Source organism: Amycolatopsis thermalba, assembly GCF_003385215.1.
Classification (GTDB): Bacteria; Actinomycetota; Actinomycetes; order Mycobacteriales; family Pseudonocardiaceae; genus Amycolatopsis_E; species Amycolatopsis_E thermalba.
Genome location: NZ_PQHW01000021.1, coordinates 17,984 through 36,917 on the forward strand (window position 1 = coordinate 17,984; position 18,934 = coordinate 36,917).

Annotated in this window: 23 protein-coding genes; 12 read left to right on the plus strand and 11 right to left on the minus strand. The window is 70.8% G+C overall.

The window, feature by feature from the left end:
* Positions 1–6: 6 nt before the first annotated feature.
* Positions 7–630, plus strand: a complete 624-nt coding sequence (locus D0D15_RS11605; RefSeq protein ID WP_094003201.1) for a TetR/AcrR family transcriptional regulator — start codon at positions 7–9, stop codon at positions 628–630.
* Here the strand turns inward: D0D15_RS11605 and D0D15_RS11610 are convergent.
* The 3 genes from D0D15_RS11610 to D0D15_RS11620 form a co-directional block, all read right to left on the minus strand.
* On the minus strand, positions 581–2,374 hold the full coding sequence (locus tag D0D15_RS11610; RefSeq protein WP_115944422.1) for an NHL domain-containing thioredoxin family protein: 1,794 nt from the start codon (positions 2,372–2,374) through the stop codon (positions 581–583). The two genes, D0D15_RS11605 and D0D15_RS11610, sit on opposite strands and share 50 nt — an antisense overlap.
* An 85-nt stretch (positions 2,375–2,459) precedes the next feature.
* A complete protein-coding gene (locus D0D15_RS11615; protein WP_094003203.1) occupies positions 2,460–2,750 on the minus strand; it encodes a YiaA/YiaB family inner membrane protein in 291 nt (96 codons plus the stop codon).
* Between the two features lie 43 nt (positions 2,751–2,793).
* Complete coding sequence (locus D0D15_RS11620; RefSeq protein ID WP_094003204.1) at positions 2,794–3,438, minus strand: alpha/beta hydrolase; 645 nt, start codon at positions 3,436–3,438, stop codon at positions 2,794–2,796.
* Positions 3,439–3,504: 66 nt separating this feature from the next.
* On the opposite strand from D0D15_RS11620, the gene D0D15_RS11625 reads away from it, so the two are divergent.
* The 3 genes from D0D15_RS11625 (at position 3,505) to D0D15_RS11635 (ending at position 5,334) form a co-directional block, all read left to right on the plus strand.
* Positions 3,505–4,338 carry an SAM-dependent methyltransferase gene (locus D0D15_RS11625; RefSeq protein WP_094003205.1) on the plus strand — a complete coding sequence of 278 codons (834 nt, stop codon included), beginning with the start codon at positions 3,505–3,507 and terminating at the stop codon, positions 4,336–4,338.
* Positions 4,339–4,413: 75 nt separating this feature from the next.
* Entirely contained in the window at positions 4,414–4,905 is a 492-nt protein-coding gene (locus D0D15_RS11630) for a P-loop NTPase family protein (RefSeq protein WP_198958106.1), read from the plus strand.
* Positions 4,906–4,911: 6 nt separating this feature from the next.
* Positions 4,912–5,334, plus strand: a complete 423-nt coding sequence (locus tag D0D15_RS11635; RefSeq protein WP_094003206.1) for an FxsA family protein — start codon at positions 4,912–4,914, stop codon at positions 5,332–5,334.
* A gap of 54 nt (positions 5,335–5,388) precedes the next feature.
* Here the strand turns inward: D0D15_RS11635 and D0D15_RS11640 are convergent, their stop codons facing one another.
* Positions 5,389–5,949, minus strand: a complete 561-nt coding sequence (locus D0D15_RS11640; protein ID WP_094003207.1) for an SCP2 sterol-binding domain-containing protein — start codon at positions 5,947–5,949, stop codon at positions 5,389–5,391.
* 46 nt (positions 5,950–5,995) lie between these two features.
* On the opposite strand from D0D15_RS11640, the gene D0D15_RS11645 reads away from it, so the two are divergent.
* Positions 5,996–6,646 (plus strand): TetR/AcrR family transcriptional regulator, encoded by a 651-nt coding sequence (locus D0D15_RS11645; protein WP_094003208.1) that lies wholly within the window; start codon positions 5,996–5,998, stop codon positions 6,644–6,646.
* Here the strand turns inward: D0D15_RS11645 and D0D15_RS11650 are convergent.
* Both D0D15_RS11650 and D0D15_RS11655 read right to left on the minus strand, forming a co-directional pair.
* A complete protein-coding gene (locus D0D15_RS11650) occupies positions 6,612–7,475 on the minus strand; it encodes a MaoC family dehydratase (RefSeq protein ID WP_094003292.1) in 864 nt (287 codons plus the stop codon). The genes D0D15_RS11645 and D0D15_RS11650 overlap by 35 nt on opposite strands.
* A complete protein-coding gene (locus D0D15_RS11655; protein ID WP_094003209.1) occupies positions 7,475–8,821 on the minus strand; it encodes a 3-oxoacyl-ACP reductase in 1,347 nt (448 codons plus the stop codon). Before D0D15_RS11655 ends, D0D15_RS11650 begins: the two co-directional genes overlap by 1 nt.
* Before the next feature lie 82 nt (positions 8,822–8,903).
* On the opposite strand from D0D15_RS11655, the gene D0D15_RS11660 reads away from it, so the two are divergent.
* The gene (locus D0D15_RS11660; protein ID WP_094003210.1) at positions 8,904–10,175 is read left to right on the plus strand and encodes an acetyl-CoA C-acetyltransferase; all 1,272 of its coding nucleotides are present in this window, start codon (positions 8,904–8,906) and stop codon (positions 10,173–10,175) included.
* Between the two features lie 39 nt (positions 10,176–10,214).
* On the opposite strand, the gene D0D15_RS11665 is transcribed toward D0D15_RS11660, so the two are convergent.
* On the minus strand, positions 10,215–10,772 hold the full coding sequence (locus tag D0D15_RS11665; protein ID WP_233157019.1) for a DoxX family protein: 558 nt from the start codon (positions 10,770–10,772) through the stop codon (positions 10,215–10,217).
* A gap of 180 nt (positions 10,773–10,952) precedes the next feature.
* On the opposite strand from D0D15_RS11665, the gene D0D15_RS11670 reads away from it, so the two are divergent.
* Entirely contained in the window at positions 10,953–12,149 is a 1,197-nt protein-coding gene (locus D0D15_RS11670) for an ATP-binding protein (protein ID WP_094003212.1), read from the plus strand.
* Here D0D15_RS11670 and D0D15_RS11675 read toward each other — a convergent pair.
* The gene (locus tag D0D15_RS11675) at positions 12,130–12,582 is read right to left on the minus strand and encodes a winged helix-turn-helix transcriptional regulator (protein ID WP_094003213.1); all 453 of its coding nucleotides are present in this window, start codon (positions 12,580–12,582) and stop codon (positions 12,130–12,132) included. The genes D0D15_RS11670 and D0D15_RS11675 overlap by 20 nt on opposite strands.
* A gap of 60 nt (positions 12,583–12,642) precedes the next feature.
* Between D0D15_RS11675 and D0D15_RS11680 the strand changes: the two genes are divergently transcribed.
* The 5 genes from D0D15_RS11680 to D0D15_RS11695 all read left to right on the plus strand — a co-directional run bounded on the left by D0D15_RS11680 (position 12,643) and on the right by D0D15_RS11695 (position 16,337).
* Positions 12,643–14,016, plus strand: a complete 1,374-nt coding sequence (locus D0D15_RS11680; RefSeq protein WP_233157020.1) for an MFS transporter — start codon at positions 12,643–12,645, stop codon at positions 14,014–14,016.
* Complete coding sequence (locus D0D15_RS11685; protein ID WP_094003215.1) at positions 14,013–14,555, plus strand: pyridoxamine 5'-phosphate oxidase family protein; 543 nt, start codon at positions 14,013–14,015, stop codon at positions 14,553–14,555. The genes D0D15_RS11680 and D0D15_RS11685 overlap by 4 nt, the downstream gene beginning before the upstream one ends.
* 99 nt (positions 14,556–14,654) lie before the next feature.
* A complete protein-coding gene (locus tag D0D15_RS36295) occupies positions 14,655–14,804 on the plus strand; it encodes a hypothetical protein (protein WP_017985832.1) in 150 nt (49 codons plus the stop codon).
* 290 nt (positions 14,805–15,094) lie between these two features.
* Positions 15,095–16,024, plus strand: coding sequence for a bifunctional helix-turn-helix transcriptional regulator/GNAT family N-acetyltransferase (locus tag D0D15_RS11690; protein WP_094003216.1), 930 nt, complete (start codon positions 15,095–15,097; stop codon positions 16,022–16,024).
* A gap of 4 nt (positions 16,025–16,028) precedes the next feature.
* Complete coding sequence (locus D0D15_RS11695; RefSeq protein ID WP_094003217.1) at positions 16,029–16,337, plus strand: hypothetical protein; 309 nt, start codon at positions 16,029–16,031, stop codon at positions 16,335–16,337.
* On the opposite strand, the gene D0D15_RS11700 is transcribed toward D0D15_RS11695, so the two are convergent.
* The 3 genes from D0D15_RS11700 to D0D15_RS11710 are packed head-to-tail and all read right to left on the minus strand — an operon-like array spanning position 16,325 to position 18,858.
* Positions 16,325–16,894: a peroxidase-related enzyme gene (locus D0D15_RS11700; protein ID WP_094003218.1), complete on the minus strand. Its 570-nt coding sequence runs from the start codon at positions 16,892–16,894 to the stop codon at positions 16,325–16,327. The genes D0D15_RS11695 and D0D15_RS11700 overlap by 13 nt on opposite strands.
* A 9-nt stretch (positions 16,895–16,903) precedes the next feature.
* The gene (mctP, locus tag D0D15_RS11705) at positions 16,904–18,583 is read right to left on the minus strand and encodes a monocarboxylate uptake permease MctP (RefSeq protein WP_115944423.1); all 1,680 of its coding nucleotides are present in this window, start codon (positions 18,581–18,583) and stop codon (positions 16,904–16,906) included.
* Positions 18,583–18,858, minus strand: a complete 276-nt coding sequence (locus D0D15_RS11710; protein ID WP_094003220.1) for a DUF3311 domain-containing protein — start codon at positions 18,856–18,858, stop codon at positions 18,583–18,585. The genes mctP and D0D15_RS11710 overlap by 1 nt, the downstream gene beginning before the upstream one ends.
* Between the last annotated feature and the right edge of the window lie 76 nt (positions 18,859–18,934).

The window sequence follows — 18,934 nt, forward strand, 5'->3', positions numbered from 1 at the left end:
AGAATCGTGAGCCCGCCCACCGGTCTGCGCGAGCGCAAGAAGGAAGCCACGCGCGAAGCGCTGCGCCACGCGGCCGTCACGCTGTACCGCCGGCACGGGCCGGACGGGGTGACGGTCGAGGACATCTGCGCGGCCGCCGGGGTGTCACCGCGGACGTTCTTCAACTACTTCGCGACCAAGGACGAAGCCGTGTTGTCGCTGGACATCGCGGCCACCACGCTGGGACAACGCATCGTCGACCGGCCCGCGGACGAGCCGCCGCTGACGGCGTTGCGGGAGGTGTTCGCCGGGCGGTTTGCCGAGCTGGCCGCCACCGAGGTGTGGAGCGAGCGGACGCTGCTGCTGCGCGAGCACCCGGAGCTGATGCCCCGGGTGGCGCAGGCGAACCGGGCGCTCGAAGAAGCCGTGGCGCAGGCACTGGCCACCCGCACCGGGCTGGCGGCGGACGACCTCTACGTGCGGGCCACGGCCGCGGCCGTGATCGGCGCGAACCGGGCCGCCATCGGGTGCTGGCAGCCCGGTTCGGATCCGGACCTGGTCACGTTGTTCCACCAGGCCATGGACGTGCTGGCGGGCGCCTTCACGCCCCCGCGAGGATCAGCTGGAGGCGGTCCGGCCCGTCCGGCGTGATCCGGATCGGCACGCCCCAGTCCTGCCGGGTCACCCGGCACACCGGGTGCTCGGCCTCGGAGTCGCAGCTCGCGGCCTGCGCCACCACCTGCAGCACGCCCTCGGTGTGCCCCTCGGCGATCTTCAGCGTGCGGGTCAGCTCGGTGCCGGTGCCCTCGCCCTCGGCCAGCAGCTCGGGCGGCGCGGCGGTCACCTGCAGGCGGGTCGACGGGCCGAACCGGTCGTCGAGCTTCTCGCCCGGCGGCGGGGTGAAGACCACGGAGAACTCGACGGTGCCCGGGGCCAGCTCGGTCGGTGGGCGGCGCACGGCGAGCACGTCACCGGCGACCCGCTGCCCGTCCGCGGCCGGCGGCAGCGCGGTCAGGCGGTGCGCGGCCGACTCGACCACCAGCAGCGCCTCGCCGGTGAGCAGCAGGCCGGACGGCTCGGCGAGGTTCTCCGCGATCGTGGCGACCCCGCCGCTCGCCGGGTCGTAGTGGCGGACCGCGCCGTTGTAGGTGTCGGCGATCGCGATCGTGCCGTCGGCCAGGACCGCGACGCCCAGCGGGTGCTGCAGCAACGCGTCCGCGGCGTCGCCGTCGCGGTGGCCGAAGGAGAACAGGTCGGTGCCGATCGCGGTGTGCACTTCGCCGTCTTCGACGTAGCGCAGCGCGGAGGTCTCGGCGTCGGCGAGCCAGAGCCGGTCGCCCTGGACGGCCAGGCCGGAGGTCTGCGCGAAGAAGGCTTCGGCGAGCTTGCCGTCGCGCAGGCCCTCGACGGTGGTGCCGGCGAAGCGGGAGATGCGGCCGGTGCGCGGGTCGAACAGGCCGAGCGTGTGGTTGCCCGCCATCGCGACGACCGCGCCGCCCGCGGGCTCCCACCAGACCACGTCCCACGGGCTGGTGAGGTCGATGGACAGCGCGTCGCCGTCGGTGTCGCCGTCGCGCCACTGGGTGCCGGTGCCGGCGACGGTGGTGACCTCGCCGGTGACCAGGTCGACGCCCCGCAGCAGGTGGTTGGCCGTGTCGGCGACGAGCAGGTGGTACCCGGCCTGGTCGCCGACCTCGGCGGGCAGCAGCGCGAGGCCGGACGGCTCGGCGAAGCTCGCGACGTCGAAGGCGCCGTCGGCGCGGCCGCGCTCGCCGCTGCCGAAGCGGCGGATCAGGGTCTCGCCGTCGGAGGCGAACTCGGCGATCGAGTGGTTGCCGGTGTCGGCGACCAGGATGCGGCCCTCGGCGGTGGCCACGGCCTTGCTCGGAAAGCGCAGGTCGGCGGGCTGTTCCTCGACCGGCACGTACGGGCTGCCACCGCGACGCAGCGTGCCCTGCGCGTCGTGGGTCTCGACCAGCTCGGCGATGACCCGGCGCAGCGCCTCCGCGTGCCCCTCACCGGCGGCGGTGTGCACGACGTAGCCCTGCGGGTCGACGATCACCAGCGTCGGCCAGGCCTTCACGGCGTACTGCGACCAGGTGGTCAGGTCGGGGTCGTTGAGCACCGGGTGGTGCACCTCGTAGCGGCGGACGGCCGCCTCGATGGCCGCGGCCTCGCCCTCGTGCAGGAACTTCGGCGAGTGCACGCCGATCGTGACCAGCACGTCGGCGAACTCCTCCTCCAGCGGGCGCAGCTCGTCGAGGACGTGCAGGCAGTTGATGCAGCCCGAGGTCCAGAAGTCGAGCAGCACGATCTTGCCGCGCAGCTGCGCCAGGGTGACGGTTTCGCCCCCGGTGTTCAGCCACACGTCCCCGGCGAGTTCGGGCGCGCGCACCCGCGCCCGGCGTTGCTCTGATGCCACGCAACGGTTCAACGACCTGCGGGAATCCGGTTGTTCCCCGGGCCGGAGATGTGGAATCTCACAGGGCCGGCTCGCGGTACGGGTCGTGCTCGGCGAGCAGCTTCTCCAGCCGAGCCTGGTCGACCCGGCTCATCAGGTAGCTGCTCTCCTGCCGGTCGCGCACGACCTTCGCCAGCGTGAACGCCGAGGTGATGGCGTAGAGCATCGCGATCGCGAGGAAGGCGCGGACCCAGCCGTCAACGGGCAGGTAGGCGACGCCCACCGCGACCGCGGCGAGCGAAATGCCGAACGAGATCGCCGACTGCGCGAAGAACGCGCCCGTGGTCGGCGAGGTGGTTTTCGTCGTCATTGATCCACGGTCGCGGTTGGCGATCCGGAAGTCTTGAGTGCTTCTACTCAAACCGTTCCAGTGCGGCCGCGATCTCGGCGGGGGCGGTCAGCGGGGCGAGGTGGTGGGCGTCCAGGCGCTGCACGGGCCAGCCGCGTGCGGCGGCTTCGCGGGCCTCCTCGTCGTAGGCGGCGCTGAGCTGGAGGTAGGCGCTGGGTGGGAGGGCGGCCTCGGGCGCGGGTTCGGTGAAGTAGGCCAGCGGGACGCGGGGCAGCTCGGCCAGGAACTCGTCGCGGGTTCGCTGGTCGGGCAGCAGGTCCTCGACCGTGCCCGGGGGGAACCACTCGTGCCAGGGCGGGAGCCGTCCGTCGGTCGCCAGTCCGCGCAGGCGCTCGGCCAGCTCGGGCGGTGCGGTGTCGAACCAGCCGCGGCCCGGGTGCGGCAGCAGGGCGTCGACGAAGATCGCGCGTGGGGCGTGCGTCCGCGCGGCGATGCCGGGCAGCAGCGCTCCGGCGCCGCTGTGCGCGACCAGGATTCCCGGTCCGGCGGCCGCGTCGAAGAGCTTCGGGTAGTACGGGCCCGGTCCGTCCAGCGCGCCGAGCAGGGACGGCGTGGTGACCCGGTGACCGCGCGACCGCAGTTCGGCCGCGACCCGCTGCCAGGTCGCGGGTCCGACGAGCGGGCTGTGCACGAGGACGAAATCACTCATCAGGGTCCAATCAGACAATTCGTTGCGAGCTGCTCCCACACTTCGTTGATCACTACCATAAGAGGCATGGACGAGGCGTTGCGCGCGGTCGAGAACAGTCTGGACCGCCCGTCCGCGGCGCGCGTCTACGACTACTTCATCGGCGGGACGACGAACTACGCGATCGACCGGGAGTTCGCGCAGAAGATCCGCCGCAGGCTGCCGTTGATCGGCGAGTACATGAAGACCAGCCGCCAGTTCCTGGCTCGCGCGGTGCGGGAGTGCGCGCGGCTGGGGGTCCGGCAGTTCGTCGACATCGGATCGGGCCTGCCGACGGCCGGGAACGTGCACGACGTCGCCGACGCGGCGCGCCCGCAGCGGGACAGCCGGGTCGTGTACGTGGACAACGAGCCGGTCGCGCTCGCCCACTCGCAGCTGCTGCTGGCCGACACCGCCGACCCCGCGCGGCACGTGGCGATCGCGGCGGACTTCATGCACGCCGAAGACCTGTGGGAGCGGGTGCTGGACACCGGCATGATCGACGCGCGGCAGCCGGTCGCGCTGGTCATCAACGCGGTGCTGCACTTCATCAAGGACGCCGACGACCCGGACAGCCGCGTCGCCTACTTCCGCGGCCGCCTCGCGCCGGGCTCGCTGCTGGTCCTGTCGCAGATGACGAACGAGAACCCACGCAGCGACGAGGAGCGGCAGGCGCTGGCCGACCTGGTGGAGTACTACGAGGGCACCACCAACCCGGGCCAGCTGCGCACGAGCGCCGAGTTCGCCCGCTTCTTCGGCGACTGGGAGCTGCTCGAACCCGGGCTCGTGTACGCGCCGTCGTGGCACCCGGACCGCGACACCCTGTTCCGGCGGGCGCCGTCGGAGTCGCGCGTCATCGGCGGCGTGGCCCGCAAGCCCTGAGCGAACCCGGTTTCGGGGGCTTCCGGGTCGTGCCAGGTCAGGGGCATGTGGGTGGTGCTCGTGCGCGGTGTGGTGATGAGGGAGGCCGTGGCGGTTCACCCCGCGGCGCGCCGCCCCGACCTCGCGCCGCGCTACGTGCACGACCGCGACCCGGCGACGCGGGGTGCCCTGCCCGCCGCGGAGTTCGCCGCGCGGCAGCGGGCCCTGGTCGCCGGCGAGCGGTGGCTCCTGGACGGGAACTACGGCGGTAGCCTGGAGATCCGGCTCGCCGCCGCGGACACCGTCATCGTGCTCGATCCGCCGCGGCGGATGTGCCTGCGCCGCGCCGTCCTGCGCGCCCTGCGCGACCGGGGCCGGGACAAGCAGGCGCCGGGGTGTCCGGAGCGCCTGTCGTTCGAGTTCCTGGTCTGGATCTGGCGCTTCCGCCGCCGCTCGCGGCCCCTGGCCCTGCGCAAGATCGCCGAGCACGCCACCGGCGCCCGGCAGCTCCTGCTGACCACCCCGCGCGAGGCCGAACTGTTCCTCGCCGCCCTGGCCCGGGAGAAATCCGCCGGTTCGGAACGTTGACCGGGTATGGCTGTCGTGTTGCTGTTGTACATCGTCGCCGAGGTGGCTGCCGTCTGGGCGGTCAGTTCGCTCATCGGCTTCCTGGGCACCCTGGGGCTGCTCGTCGTCGGGGCGTTCCTCGGGTCGTGGCTCGCCCGGCGGGAAGGGGCGCGCGCCGCTCAGGCGTTCCTCGCCACCGCGCGGGCCGGGCGCTCCCCGCACGCCGAGATCACCGACGGCATGCTCGTCGCCTTCGGCGGGTTGCTCATCATGATCCCGGGTTTCCTCTCCGACCTCGCCGGGCTGGCCCTGCTGCTGCCGCCGACCCGCGGCGTCGTGCGCCGGGCGTGGCTCAAGCGCGCCGAACGCCGCATGCCGAACCGGTTGATCGTCGTCGACGGCGAGGTGGTCGACAAGGAGACCACCAACCGCCCGATCATCGAGGGCTAGGCGGCCCCGCTCGCCAGCCCACCACCACCCTCAACGGAGGCGCTTCGCGCCGCTCTACCCGACTCGGGGAATATCGAAGTAACCCGACAGCCGTACCGCGGGCGCGTACTCGCCCTTCACCTTGACCTTCCCGGTCACGAACATCGCCGCCACCGCGGCGTTGCCCGTCGCCACGCGGAAGAAGTCGTCCGGCGCGATGGTGATCGTCGTGTCCGGCTCGCGCCCCAGGTCCGTCCCCGAGTAGCACCGGCCGTCCTCGATCACCGTCTGGAACCGGTCGTAGCCGCCGATGCCGGAACCGCCCGGGAACCGCCAGCACACCACGAGACTCGAGTACCGCGCCTTCTCCGCCAGGAAGTGGTCCGACATCCGGCGGAAGATCTCCTCCAGGAACACCATCCGCAGTTCGGGGTGCTCGGCGATCGCCCGGAGCTGCTCCTTCGACGCGCGGCGCACGACGTCGGCGAGGGTTTCGGTGGACAGCCCGCTCAGGTGCACCCCGGTCTCGGCCGAGCCCAGCATGTGCAGAGTTTCGAGCAGCTGGATGAACTGCTCCGCGGACAACCTGCTCAGATCGATCTGGCGGGCGAACGCGTCGACCACTGTGCCGGACACAGGCGGAGATTCTACCGGCGAACGGGTGAAGAGGTAGCGTTTCGGCGTGACGGAAGACGTGAAGGCCCCGCGCTCGCGGCGGTTGCCCAGGGCCGTGCGGGAACGGCAGATCCTGGACGCCGCCGTCGAGGTGTTCTCACGGCACGGCTACCACTCCGCGTCGATGGACGAGATCTCCGAGGTCGCCGGCGTCTCCAAGCCGATGATCTACTCCTACCTGGGCGCCAAGGAGGACCTGTTCGCCAAGTGCATCCGCCGCGAGGCCGGTCGCCTGATGGAGGCGGTCCGCGACGGCCTGCGCTCGGAACTGCCGCCGGACATGCAGCTGTGGCACGGCCTGCGCTCGTTCTACCGCTTCGTCGCCGAGTACCGGGACTCGTGGACGGTGCTGCACCGCCAGGCGCTGACCGTCGGCGGCCGCTTCGCCGACGAGATCACCGTGCTGCGCTCGCGGGCCATCGAGGTGGTCACCGCGCTCGTGGTCACCGCGGGCATGAAGAAGGGCCTGGGGGACCGGGCCGAGTTCTCCGGCCCGGCCCTCGCCGTGGCGCTCGTGGGTGCCGCCGAGTCGCTGGCCGACTGGTGGCTCGATCACTCCGAGGTGTCGGACGGAGTGCTCGCGTCGTGGCTGATGAACCTGGTGTGGCTGGGGTTCAACGACCTCATCGAGGGTTCGGTGTGGCGCCCGGAGGAGTGATCGTCCCCTCCAGGTGCGGCTTCGGTTTCTTCGCGGCCCACAGCTCGAAGGCCCACCCGTCGCCGGTCTGCCACGACGTGAACGCGACCTTCGCCGGCAGCAGCACGGGCAGCTTGAACTTCACGTCGACCGTGTAGGCCTCCGGCAGCCTGCCCTCGAACGCGGCCAGCACCCGCGCCTTGGTCCACATGCCGTGCGCGATCGCCGACGGGAAGCCGAACAGCCTCGCGGTCAACGGGTGCAGGTGGATCGGGTTGCGGTCACCGGACACCTCCGCGTAGCGGCGCCCGATGTCGCCGGGCACGCGCCAGATCGCCTTGGGCGTGGGCGCCGCGAGCTGCTCGCGCTTGCCGCCGCCTTCGCCGCCACCGCGCCGCAGGTACGTGCTCACTTCTGTCCAAATCGGACCGTCGGCGGTGGTGTACTCGCTGATCACGTCGAACTGGCGGCCCTTTTCGTGCGGGCGCAGGTTCTCCGCGCGCACCCGCACCGTGCCGGTGTCGGTCAGCCGCACCGGGCGGTGCTGCGTGATGCGGTTGGCGACGTGGACCATGCCCAGCAACGGGAACGGGAAGTCCGGTTGCGTCATCAGCGCCATCTGCAGCGGAAACGCGAGCATGTGCGGATAGGTCACCGGCAGCTCGTCGCCCAGCCGGAACCCGCAGACCTGGTTGTAGGCCGCGACGTGCGCCGGGTCGAACTCGACCCCCGCGCGCACGTATTCGGTGTCCGGCAGGCCGCCGCCACCGCTGTGCGGCAGCAACGCCTTGGCGTACAACGGCGCCAGCTTCGGCGCCTCGCGGAGTTCACGAACGTCACTGCCCGTCATCACGCCCCCAGCAGTGCCTGGCCGCACACGCGGACCACGTTGCCGTTCACCGCGGCCGAGGCCGGGTTGGCGTACCAGGCGATCGTCTCGGCGACGTCGACCGGCAGCCCGCCCTGACCCAGGCTGGACAGCCGCCGCCCGGCCTCGCGGATGAACAGCGGGACCGCCGCGGTCATCTGCGTCTCGATGAACCCGGGCGCGACGGCGTTGATGGTGGCGCCGTACTCGGCGAGCTTCGGCGCGCCGTCGGCGACCATGCCGATCACGCCGGCCTTGCTGGTGCCGTAGTTGGTCTGGCCCACGTTGCCCGCGATGCCGGCGATCGACGAGACGCCGATGATGCGGCCGTTCTCGCGAAGCACCTTCTCGCTCAGCAGCTTGTCGTTGACGGCCAGCTGCGCGACCAGGTTGACCGTGAGCACCGCGTCCCACGCGCCCTCGGTGAGGTTGCCGAGCGTCTTGTCGCGGGTGATGCCGGCGTTGTGCACGACGATGTCCACGCCGCCGTGCCGCTCCTTCAGGTAGGACGCGAGCTTGTCCGGCGCGTCCGCGGCGGTGATGTCCAGCTGCAGCGCGGAGCCGCCGACCTTGTTGGCGACGGCGGACAGGTCGCCGCCCTGCGCCGGGATGTCCAGGCCGACGACGTGCGCGCCGTCGCGGGCGAGCACCTCGGCGATCGCCGCGCCGATACCCCGCGAGGCGCCGGTGACCAGGGCGACCTTGCCGTCGAGGGGCTTGTCCCAGTTCTCGATCGCGGGCACCGCGGGCGTGCCGGTGGCGCCGACGCGGATCACCTGGGCGTCCACGAACGCGGACTTGGCGGACAGCACGAACCGCAGCGTCGACTCGGCGGCCTCCTCGGCGCCGGGCGCGACGTAGACGAGCTGGGCGGTCGCGCCGCGCTTGAGCTCCTTGCCGACCGAGCGGACGAACCCTTCGAGCGCGCGCTGGGCGATCCGCTCCCGGCCGTCGACCAGCTCAGGCGGGGTGCCGAGCACGACGACCCGGCCGCAGTAGCCGATCTTGCGGATCACCGGGTGGAAGAACAGGTACACCTCGCGCAGCTGCGCGGGGTCGGTGATGCCGGTGGCGTCGAACACCAGGCCGCCGTAGCGCTGGTCGCCGCCCGCCTGCTCGGTCAGCACCGTGATGCCGGCCGCCGCGAGCTGGTTCGGCACGGTCTTTTCGAGCCGTCCGCCGGGCGCGGCGCCGAAAAGTGCGGGACCATCGAGCGGGGGCCGGCCGGGGCGGTACCGGCGCAGCACCGGCGGGTTGGGCAGCCCGAGCTTGGGCACCAGGAACTTCCCGATCGGCGTCTTGGTGAACTGCTGATACCGGTCGGCCATGACGTGCCTCCTTACCGAGCTTACCTACTCACGAGTAGGTTACACTGTCATCCGAGGCTCACCACCGCAGTGGGAGGAATTGATGGACGTTCGTCGCGTCGCCATCGTCGGCGGCAACCGCATCCCGTTCGCGCGGTCGAACGGCCGCTACGCCAACGCGTCCAACCAGGACATGCTCACCGCCGCCCTGGACGGCCTGGTGAGCCGCTTCGCGCTGCAGGGCGAGCGCATCGGCGAGGTCGCCGCGGGTGCCGTGCTCAAGCACGCGCGGGACTTCAACCTGGCCCGGGAGAGCGTGCTGGGCAGCAAGCTGTCGCCGGAGACGCCGGCCGCGGACGTCCAGATGGCGTGCGGCACCGGTCTGCAGGCGATCGTCAACGTCGCCAACAAGATCGCGCTCGGGCAGATCGACTCGGCGATCGCCGGTGGCGTGGACACCACCTCGGACGCCCCGCTCGCGGTGAACGACGACCTGCGCCGCATCCTGGTGCAGCTCAACTCCGCGAAGACGGTCGGCCAGCGGCTCAAGCTGCTGACCAAGCTTCGTCCGGGTCAGATCGTGCCGGAGATCCCGCGCAACGCCGAGCCGCGCACCGGGCTGTCGATGGGCGAGCACGCGTCGCTGACGGCCAAGGAGTGGGAGATCTCGCGCGAGGAGCAGGACGTCCTGGCCGCGACCAGCCACCAGCGCCTCGCCGCCGCCTACGAGCGCGGGTTCTTCGACGACCTGGTGACGCCGTACCTCGGCCTGTCCCGCGACCAGAACCTGCGGCCGGACTCGACCGCGGAGAAGCTGGCCAAGCTCAAGCCGGTGTTCGGCGGTCCCGACGGCACGATGACCGCGGGCAACTCGACCCCGCTGACCGACGGCGCGTCGACGGTCCTGCTGGCCACCGAGGAGTGGGCCGCCGAGCGGAAGCTGCCGGTCCTGGCGTACCTGACGTTCTCGGAGACCGCGGCGGTGGACTACGTGCACGGCGGCGAGGGCCTGCTGATGGCCCCGGCGTACGCGGTGCCGCGGATGCTGGCGAAGGCCGGGCTGACGCTGCAGGACTTCGACTTCTACGAGATCCACGAGGCGTTCGCCTCCCAGGTGCTCGCGACGTTGAAGGCGTGGGAAAGCCCGGCCTTCGCCAAGGAGAAGCTGGGGCTGGACCAGCCGCTGGGGCCGATCGACCGGTCGAAGCTGAACGTGAACGGCTCGTCGCTGGCCGCGGGACACCCGTTCGCCGCGACGGGCGGCCGCATCGTGGCGACGCTGGCGAAGCTGCTGCACGAGAAGGGCTCGGGCCGGGGCCTGATCTCGATCTGCGCGGCAGGCGGCCAGGGCATCACGGCGATCCTGGAGAAGTGACCGCGAAGGGCCACCCTCGGCGAGGGTGGCCCTTCGTCGTCACACCGGCAGGACGTCGCGGGCGGAGGCGGCCGTCGACTGGATCTGCTTCGTCGCCTTGTGCGCCTTCTTGCTCGCCTTCTCCGTGGCCTTGTGGGCACGCTTGCTCGCCTTGTCGGCGGCGCGGCGGGCGCGCCAGCCCAGCGACGGCTTGCCCTCGGTGTCGGCGGCCGCGATCAGCAGCCCGCCGGCCAGGCCGGCGTTCTTGAGCAGCTGGATCAGCTGCTGCTGCTTCTCCTGCGGGTCCTTGGCCTCCCAGAACGGGTGCCCGGCGACGGTCGTCGGCACCAGGCTGCCCAGCAGCGCCAGCGCGGACAGCCGCGGGAACTTGCCGAGCGCGAACAGGGTCCCGGCCGCGATCTTCACCCCGGCGTCGATCTTGACCAGGCTCACCGGGTCGGTGGGAACGGCCTCGGGCAGCTTGTCCCGCTGCTCGCCGACCTTGTCGAGCACGGGCTTGACCGCCTCGGCGTGCCCCTCGGGCTGCCTCAGGGCGTTGATACCGCCGTAGATGAAGATGCTCGCCAGCATGGGGCGGGCCAGTCGACGCAAGATCACGATCCTCGCCTTCCTCGGATGCGACATGTCACGTCGAGGATCTACCCATTCCCGCGTCTGTTCATCCCTAAGCTTTTCTAGCTCTCACACTAGAGTAAGCTAGAAAGAGATAGCGACACGCCGATACCGGAATCTCCGCAAATATCGGGGTCGCCCTAGACACGCCGATACGTTGGCAGAGTGGACCCGATCCGCAACCCCTTCGCACCGGGCGCCGGGCAACGGCCGCCGGAGCTGGCCGGCCGTGAACGCGAGCTGACCGCGTTCGAGGTGGTGTTGCAGCGGGTCGCCCGCGGCCGCCCGGAACGCAGCCTCGTGCTGACCGGCCTGCGCGGCGTCGGCAAGACCGTGCTGCTTGGCGAGTTGCGGTCGATGGCCGTGAAACACCGGTGGGGCGCGGGCAAGATCGAGGCGCGCCCGGACGCGGAGCTGCGACGGCCGCTGTCGGCGGCCCTGCACCGCGCGATCCGGGACCTCGCGGTGCGGCACCGGGCGCCGGACCGGGTGGAAGAGGTCCTCGGCGTGCTGAAAGCGTTTGCGCTGCGCTCCAACAAGGCGGACGCGAAGCTGCGGGACCGGTGGCAGCCGGGCATCGACGTGCCGGCCGCGCAGGGCCGGGCCGACTCCGGGGACATCGAGATCGACCTGGTCGAGTTGTTCACCGACGTGGCCGAACTGGCCGCGGACGTCGGCACCGGCGTGGCCCTGCTGATCGACGAGATCCAGGACCTGCAGCCCGACGACGTGTCGGCGCTGTGCGCGGCGTGCCACGAGCTGTCCCAGTCCGGCGCGCCGCTGGTGGTGGTCGGCGCCGGGCTGCCGCACGTGCCCGCGGTGCTGTCGGCCTCGAAGTCCTACTCCGAGCGGCTGTTCCGGTACGTGCGCATCGACCGGCTCAACCGCGCGGAGGCCGACCGCGCGGTGCTGGCGCCGATCGAACGCGAGGACGCCGGCATCGAGCCCGAGGCGCTGGACGCGTTGTTCGACGCCTCCGGCGGCTACCCGTACTTCATCCAGGCCTACGCGAAGGCCGCCTGGGACGCGGCACCGGACGACCCGATCACCGTGCAGGACGTGCAGGTCGCCGCCCCCGAAGCCGAGCAGGAACTCGCGGTCGGCTTCTTCGGGTCCCGCTACGAACGCGCCACGCCGGCCGAGCGCGAGTACCTGCGCGCGATGGCGGAGCTGACCCAGGGCCGCGACGAGAGCGCGGGCACCTCGGACGTGGCGGTCTACCTGGGCCGCAAGCCCTCGTCACTGTCCCCGGCGCGGGACTCGCTGATGAAGAAGGGGCTGGTGTACTCCGCGGAGCGCGGGCACATCGCCTTCACCGTGCCGCACTTCGGGCACTACCTGCTCAGCCGAGCCGTGGACTGACCAGCTCCGGTTCCTCCGCGGCGACCCGCTCGTCGTAGGCCGCGTGCGCCGCGGCGATCTCCTGCTGGTGCTCTTCGGTCCAGGTCACCAGCGACTTGATCACCTGGTGCAGCGACATGCCCAGCGGGGTCAGCTCGTAGTCCACCCGCGGTGGCACCACCGGGTAGACCGTCCGGCTGATGATCCCGTCCCGCTCCAGGTGCCGCAGCGTCACGGTGAGCATCCGCTGGCTGACCCCGTCGATCGCCCGCCGCAGCTCGGAGAACCGCATCGTGCGCCGGTCGAGCAACGCGATCACGAGCAGGGACCACTTGTCCGCCACCCGGTCGAGGATGTGCCGGACGTCGCAGTCCGCGCGGGTGTCCCACTGCCTGACCTCGTCGTCTTCGGTTCCCGTGCAGTAACCGAGTGCCTTTGAAGTGCCGTCTTCCACAGTCGTCAATGGTCACACAAGATTCGTCTGTTACCAATCGAAACCTTGGGAGCGGATCTCGTGTCCACCACCGTCGAAGCGCGACCGCGCTTCACGCCCCGAACCTGGGGGATGCTGTTCGTCCTCTGCGGCGCGATCTTCCTGGAGGGCATCGACGTCGCGATGCTGAACGTCGCGCTGCCCGCCATCCGCGCCGACCTCGGCCTGTCCACCGGTGAGCTGCAGTGGGTGGTCAGCGCCTACGTGCTCGGCTACGGCGGGTTCATGCTGGCCGGTGGCCGGGCCGCCGACCTGTTCGGCAGGCGCCGCATGTTCCTGGTCTGGCTCGCCGTGTTCCTGGTCGTGTCCGCCGTCGGCGGGCTCGCCGGCGAGGGCTGGCTGCTCATCGTCGCGCGGTTCGTCGCGGGTGTCGCCGCCGCGGTGATGACCCCGGCCGGCCTGTCGATCATCACCACCAGCTTCGAGGAGGGCCCGCAGCGCAACCGGGCGTTGCTGGTCTACTCCGGCACGGCCGCGGGCGGCTTCTCGCTCGGGCTGGTGCTCGGCGGGCTGCTCAGCGCCGTGGACTGGCGGCTGGTGCTGTTCGCGCCCGCCGTACTGGCACTGGTCATCCTGGTGCTGGGCGTCGCGTTCATCCCCGCCACGCCCCGCGAGCGCACTGCGGACCGGCGGGTCGACGTGCTCGGCGCGGTGACCATCACGGCCGCCATCGTGCTGCTGGTGCTCGGCGTCGAGCGCTCCACGCACGTGTCCGCGGGCTGGACCACCGCGACGGTCGCCGCCGGGCTCGCGTTCGCCGCCGTCTTCGTCCTGGTCGAGCGCCGGTCCGCCGCCCCGCTGGTGCGGCTCGGCCTGCTCCGGTCCGGGGCGCTGGTGCGCGCCAACCTGGCCGGTCTGCTGTTCGCCGCGGCCTTCTTCGGGTTCCAGTTCATCGCCGTGCTGTACCTGCAGGAACTGCGCGGGTGGAGTTCGCTGCAGACCAGCCTGGCGATGCTGGCGATCGGCGCGGACGCCGTCCTCGCCCCGGCCCTGACCCCGCGGCTGGTCGAGCGGTTCGGCAACGCGAAGGTCATCGTGGCCGGCCTGGTGCTCGCCGTGGTGTCCTACGCGTTGTTCCTGCCGATCGGCACGGACACCGTCTACCTCGCGATGTTCCCGACGATGATCGTGCTCGGGGTGGCGTTCGCGCTGGCCTACGGTCCGCTGACGATCGTCGCCACCGACGGGGTCGCCGAGCGCGAGCAGGGGCTGGCCGGCGGGTTGCTGTACACGTCGTTCCAGTTCGGCGCGGCGCTCGGGCTCGCCGCCTGCACGGCGGTGCTCACCGGGGCGTCGGTGGGCGTGGACGGCTACCGGACGGCGCTGGTGGTGCCGATCGCGGCCGCCGCGGTGGCCGCCGTGATCAGCGCGTTCGGATTGCGGGTGGCGCGATGAGCCGGACCGTGCGCTCCTTCGCCGAACTCGAAGCCGAGTTCAACGCCTACGTCGGCTCGATCGGGTACGCCACCATGGTCACCGTCGACTCGCGGAACCGGCCGCGCACGCGGATCCTCATCCCGGTCTGGGAGAACGTGGACGGGCAGCCGCGCGGGTGGCTGGCCACCTACCGGACCCCGGTCAAGGCCGCCCACCTGGCCCGCAACCCGCACACCTCGTTCTCCTACTGGAAGCCGGGGAACAACTCGGTGGCCGTCGAGGCGGTGGCCGAATGGGTCGACGACCTGGACGTGAAGTCGCACGTGTGGCGGCTCTACCGCAACACGAGCCCGCGCGGCGCCGGGTACGACCTGGGCGCGTTCTGGCGGTCGCCGTCGGATCCGAAGCTGCACGTCCTGCGCCTGGAGCCGTGGCGGATCCAGGTGATCCGCGGCGCCGACCTCCGCAGCCGCATCTGGGAGTCTCTACCGCTTTCTAGTGATCACGCTAGAAAGGGCGATCTTCCGCAAGATCGAGCTTCGGCCGATGATTCGTAGGCAAGTGCCCTAGGTCACCGGACAATCGTTGGCGACCTTGTGAAAAAAGGTGCATACTGGAAGCACAGCCACCGAGATGCACGAGGGATGCGAACACCGATGAGCAACATCGCCGCCAAGCTCCGAGCCCGCCGCGCCGAGGCGCGCACCCGCCGGGCGCTGAGCCGCGCGATCGACACCGCCGGCTCCGTGACGGTCCGCCAGGAGCTGATCGCCATCGCCCAGGCGCGTCAGTCCAACTTGCGCTGAAGCGTGAGCTAGGCCACAACTAGATCAGGTTGTAACGCCACCAGGGGAAGTGGCGATACCCCAGATGACCCCGTGATGCTGGCGGACCCCCGACCTGGCAGCATCACGGGGTTTCCAATTTCCGGGTCCCCACCGGGCGAACATCCCCCCGCAGATGCCACGGGCACCGCCCTGCCCGACGGTCGCGACACCGTGGCCGTTCTGGCTGAAAACCACCTCGAAAAACCACTTGCGCCCGATCCCGGCGGGAGTAGTGTTTGACCCAGTCAACGAGTTTGTTGAGGTGGTCAATGAGCGACCAGGCACTCCGGGACCGCGTCACGCAGGTCCGCGCCTTCAACCGGCTCTACACCGGTCTCATCGGGGTCCTCGAAGAAGGGCTCGTCGGCAGCGACTACAGCCTCGGCGAGGCCCGGGTGCTCTACGAGCTGGCCCAGGAGGGCGTCACCGAGGTCGCCGAGCTGCGCCGCCGCCTCGATCTGGACCCCGGGTACGCCAGCCGCCTGCTCGCCCGTCTGGAAAGCCGCGGCCTGCTGGTCCGGGAACGCCACGAGACCGACGGGCGCCGCCAGCTCGTCCGGCTCACCGACGCCGGCCGCGCCGAGCAGCAGGTCCTCGAGGACCGCACCACCGCGCAGATCGGCGAGCTGCTGGGCCGCCTCACCGACGACGACCAGCACCGCCTGGTCACGTCCATGCGCACGATCAGCCACCTCGTCGGCGACCGCCAGCCCGCCCCGGCGCTCGTGCTGCGCCCGCCCCGGCCCGGCGACTTCGGCTGGGTCGTGCAGCGCAACGGCGCGATCTACGCCCAGGAGTACGGCTGGGACACCACCTACGAAGCCCTCGTCGCGCGGATCATCGCCGACTACGTCGACCACCACGACCCGGCCCGCGAGGCCGGGTGGATCGCCGAGCTGGGCGGGGAACGCGCCGGCTGCGTGTTCTGCGTGCGCGGCTCGGACGACAAGACCGCGAAACTGCGCCTGCTGCTCGTCGAACCGCACGCCCGCGGCCACGGCGTCGGCAAGCGCCTGGTGGACGAGTGCCTGGCCTTCGCGCGGGCGCACGGCTACACCGCGATGGAACTGTGGACCAACAGCGTCCTGGTCGCCGCGCGGCACATCTACCGGCGGGCGGGGTTCGAACTCGTCGACTCGCAACCCCACCACAGCTTCGGACACGACCTCGTCGGCGAAACGTGGCGGCGGGAGCTGTGACCCGATGTTCGTCGTCTACTGCGAAACCTGCGACACCCGGACCCTGATGGGGATCGACGAGGTGGAGTGGGTGCACAACCTGCTGCCCGGCGTCATCTCGGTGACCACCGCCTGCCCGCGCGGGCACCCGACCGTCGTCCTCACCGGCGACAAGTTCCGCCCGAAGGCCGATCCGCGCATCCCGGACCGCATCCCGCCGCTGTGGGTGCGCGCCTACCGGCACCCCGCGAAGTGGTGGGCCCGGCTGCTCGGCCGCCTGCTCCGCAAGTACGAGATCCAGCGCGACCTGCACGAAGCGCTCTACCGCTTCTGATCGCGGCCCATCGTGTAGAACTCCGGGTTGGGCCGCAGCGCGGTCAGGTGCGCCAGCCGGTTGGACATCGCGAACAACGCGGTGATCGCGCCGACGTCCCAGATCTCGTCCTCGGTCAGCCCCGCCTTGCGCGCGGCTTCGAGGTCGGCTTCGCCGAACATTTCGGGCTTGCGGGCCAGCGCGAGCGCCAGGTCGACGATCGCGCGGCCCCGCTCGTCCAGTTCGACCTGCCACGGGTTCGTGGCGACCCGGTCGGCCAGCTGCGGGTCCTTCGCGCGGATCCGCAGGATCGCGCCGTGGGCGACCACGCAGTAGGTGCAGTGGTTCGCCCCCGACGTCGCCACCACGACCAGCTCCCGCTCGGCCTTGGTCAGGCCGTCGGTGCGTTCCATGAGCGCGTCGTGGTAGTCGAGGAAGGCGCGCAGTTCAGCCGGCCGGTGCCCCAGCGCCCGGAAGACGTTCGGCACGAAGCCCGACTTCTCCGCGATCACGCCGATGCGCTCCCGCAGGTCCTCGGGCAGGTCTTCCAGCTCCGTGACACCGAACCGGCTGTCCACGTCATCCTCCTAGTGGGCCGCGCCGATGGGGCGCAGGTCCTTGTCGTGCTCGTCGGCGTGGTAGTCGGTGCCCTCGGTGTCGTCCGTGCCGTTGAACACCTTCAGGCTCCGGGCGATCACCGTGACGATCACCGCCACCACCAGGTTCGCGATCAGCGCCACGAACCCGGGGTAGATCTGGATCATCGAGCCCGAGAACGGGTGCCAGCCGAAGATCGACAGCTTGTCCAGCGCGAGCGCGGAACCGCCGAAGTGCGCCTTGCCCGTCTTCGGGTTCGGGATGCCGTAGAGCATGATGATGCCCCACACCATGCCGACGATCCAGCCGGCGATCAGGCCCCACCGGTGCAGCCACCGCGTGTAGAGCGCGATCGCCACCGCGGGCAGCGTCTGCAGGATCAGCACACCACCGATGAGCTGCAGGTCGATCGAGAACTGCGGGTCGATGAACAGGATGAACGCGACCGCGCCGAACTTCACGACCAGCGACGCGAGCTTGGCCTGCTTGGCCTCCTGCGCCGGGGTGGCGTCCCGCTTCAGGTACTCCTTGTAGATGTTGCGGGTCCACAGGTTCGCCGCGGCGATCGACATGATCGCGGCGGGTACCAGCGCGCCGATGCCGATCGCGGCGAACGCCACACCCGCGAACCACGACGGGAACTGCGTGTCGAACAGCACCGGCACCACGGTGTTGGAGTCGGGGTTGCCCGTGGCGGCGTTGGTGATCGGCTTGACGCCCGCGGTCAGCGCGACGTAGCAGAGCAGCGCGAGCAGGCCCAGCAGCAGCGAGTACGCCGGCAGCGCGATCATGTTCCGCTTGATCACGCTGCGGCCGCGCGAGGCGAGCACACCGGTGAGCGAGTGCGGGTACAGGAACAGCGCCAGCGCCGAACCGAGCGCCAGGGTGACGTACTGCAGCTGGTTGTTCGCGGTCAGCAGGATCGAACCGGACGGGTTGCCCGTCTTCGGATCCGGCGTCTGCAGCTTCTGCTGGCTCACGTCGAAGATGTGCGACCAGCCGCCGAGCTTGGCAGGCAGGTAGAACACCGCGACCAGGATGACGACGTAGATCAGGCCGTCCTTGACGAACGCGATCAGCGCCGGCGCGCGCAGGCCCGACTGGTAGGTGTAGAGCGCCAGCACGAGGAACGCGATCAGCAGCGGCAGGTGACCGGCGATGCCGGCGCCGTTGAGACCCATCGTCCGCAGCACCGCTTCCAGGCCGACCAGCTGCAGCGCGATGTAGGGCATGGTCGCGACGATGCCGGTGATCGCGATCAGCAGCGCCAGCGTCGGCGAACCGTAGCGGCCGCGCACGAAGTCGGCCGGTGTCACGTAACCACGCGAGCGGGACACCGACCACATCCGCAGCGCGGGCAGGAAGACGATCGGGTACAGGATCACGGTGTAGGGCAGGGCGTAGAAACCCAGCGCGCCGGCGCCGAACACGAGCGCGGGCACGGCCACGAAGGTGTAGGCGGTGTAGAGGTCACCGCCGACGAGGAACCAGGTGATCCACGAGCCGAACTTGCGGCCGCCCAGCCCCCACTCGTCGAGGTGGTCCAGCGACGCCGCCGCGCGCCACCGGGACGCGACGAAACCCATCACGCTGACCACCAGGAACAGCAGGACGAAAACGCTCAGCTCCACCCACTGCAGGCCACTGCCGGGCGCCTGTGCCAGTGCCATCACTTCTCACCCTCGTCCAGCTCTTCCACGGCGAGCCGGTCCGGCTTGCCCTTCACCACCGGCTTCCCCTTGGTCATCACGTAGACGATCGCCACGGAGACGACCCCGACGAGCACGAAGAGGAACTGGTACCAGTAGAAGAACGGCAGTCCCAGGACCCGCGGCTTGTCGAAGTTGAACCACGGCGTGACGAGCATCAGCAGTGGTAACAGCAGGAGCAGGTTCCACGGGCTGATCTGGAGCCCGGTGACCTTCCCGGCGGCTTTGCCAGACATGTGACCTCACTTGGACGGGACAGGGCGGGCTTGACCTTAAGTGCTGAACCACCCGTCGTCACGCTCCCCGGATATC

Coding starts and splice junctions, on each gene's coding strand:
- D0D15_RS11615 (WP_094003203.1), bottom strand. CDS start 2,750: ATGACGACGAAAACCACCTCGCCGACCACGGGCGCGTTCTTCGCGCAG.
- D0D15_RS11620 (WP_094003204.1), bottom strand. CDS start 3,438: ATGAGTGATTTCGTCCTCGTGCACAGCCCGCTCGTCGGACCCGCGACC.
- D0D15_RS11625 (WP_094003205.1), top strand. CDS start 3,505: ATGGACGAGGCGTTGCGCGCGGTCGAGAACAGTCTGGACCGCCCGTCC.
- D0D15_RS11630 (WP_198958106.1), top strand. CDS start 4,414: ATGAGGGAGGCCGTGGCGGTTCACCCCGCGGCGCGCCGCCCCGACCTC.
- D0D15_RS11635 (WP_094003206.1), top strand. CDS start 4,912: ATGGCTGTCGTGTTGCTGTTGTACATCGTCGCCGAGGTGGCTGCCGTC.
- D0D15_RS11650 (WP_094003292.1), bottom strand. CDS start 7,475: ATGACGGGCAGTGACGTTCGTGAACTCCGCGAGGCGCCGAAGCTGGCG.
- D0D15_RS11655 (WP_094003209.1), bottom strand. CDS start 8,821: ATGGCCGACCGGTATCAGCAGTTCACCAAGACGCCGATCGGGAAGTTC.
- D0D15_RS11660 (WP_094003210.1), top strand. CDS start 8,904: ATGGACGTTCGTCGCGTCGCCATCGTCGGCGGCAACCGCATCCCGTTC.
- D0D15_RS11685 (WP_094003215.1), top strand. CDS start 14,013: ATGAGCCGGACCGTGCGCTCCTTCGCCGAACTCGAAGCCGAGTTCAAC.
- D0D15_RS36295 (WP_017985832.1), top strand. CDS start 14,655: ATGAGCAACATCGCCGCCAAGCTCCGAGCCCGCCGCGCCGAGGCGCGC.
- D0D15_RS11690 (WP_094003216.1), top strand. CDS start 15,095: ATGAGCGACCAGGCACTCCGGGACCGCGTCACGCAGGTCCGCGCCTTC.
- D0D15_RS11695 (WP_094003217.1), top strand. CDS start 16,029: ATGTTCGTCGTCTACTGCGAAACCTGCGACACCCGGACCCTGATGGGG.
- mctP (WP_115944423.1), bottom strand. CDS start 18,583: ATGGCACTGGCACAGGCGCCCGGCAGTGGCCTGCAGTGGGTGGAGCTG.
- D0D15_RS11710 (WP_094003220.1), bottom strand. CDS start 18,858: ATGTCTGGCAAAGCCGCCGGGAAGGTCACCGGGCTCCAGATCAGCCCG.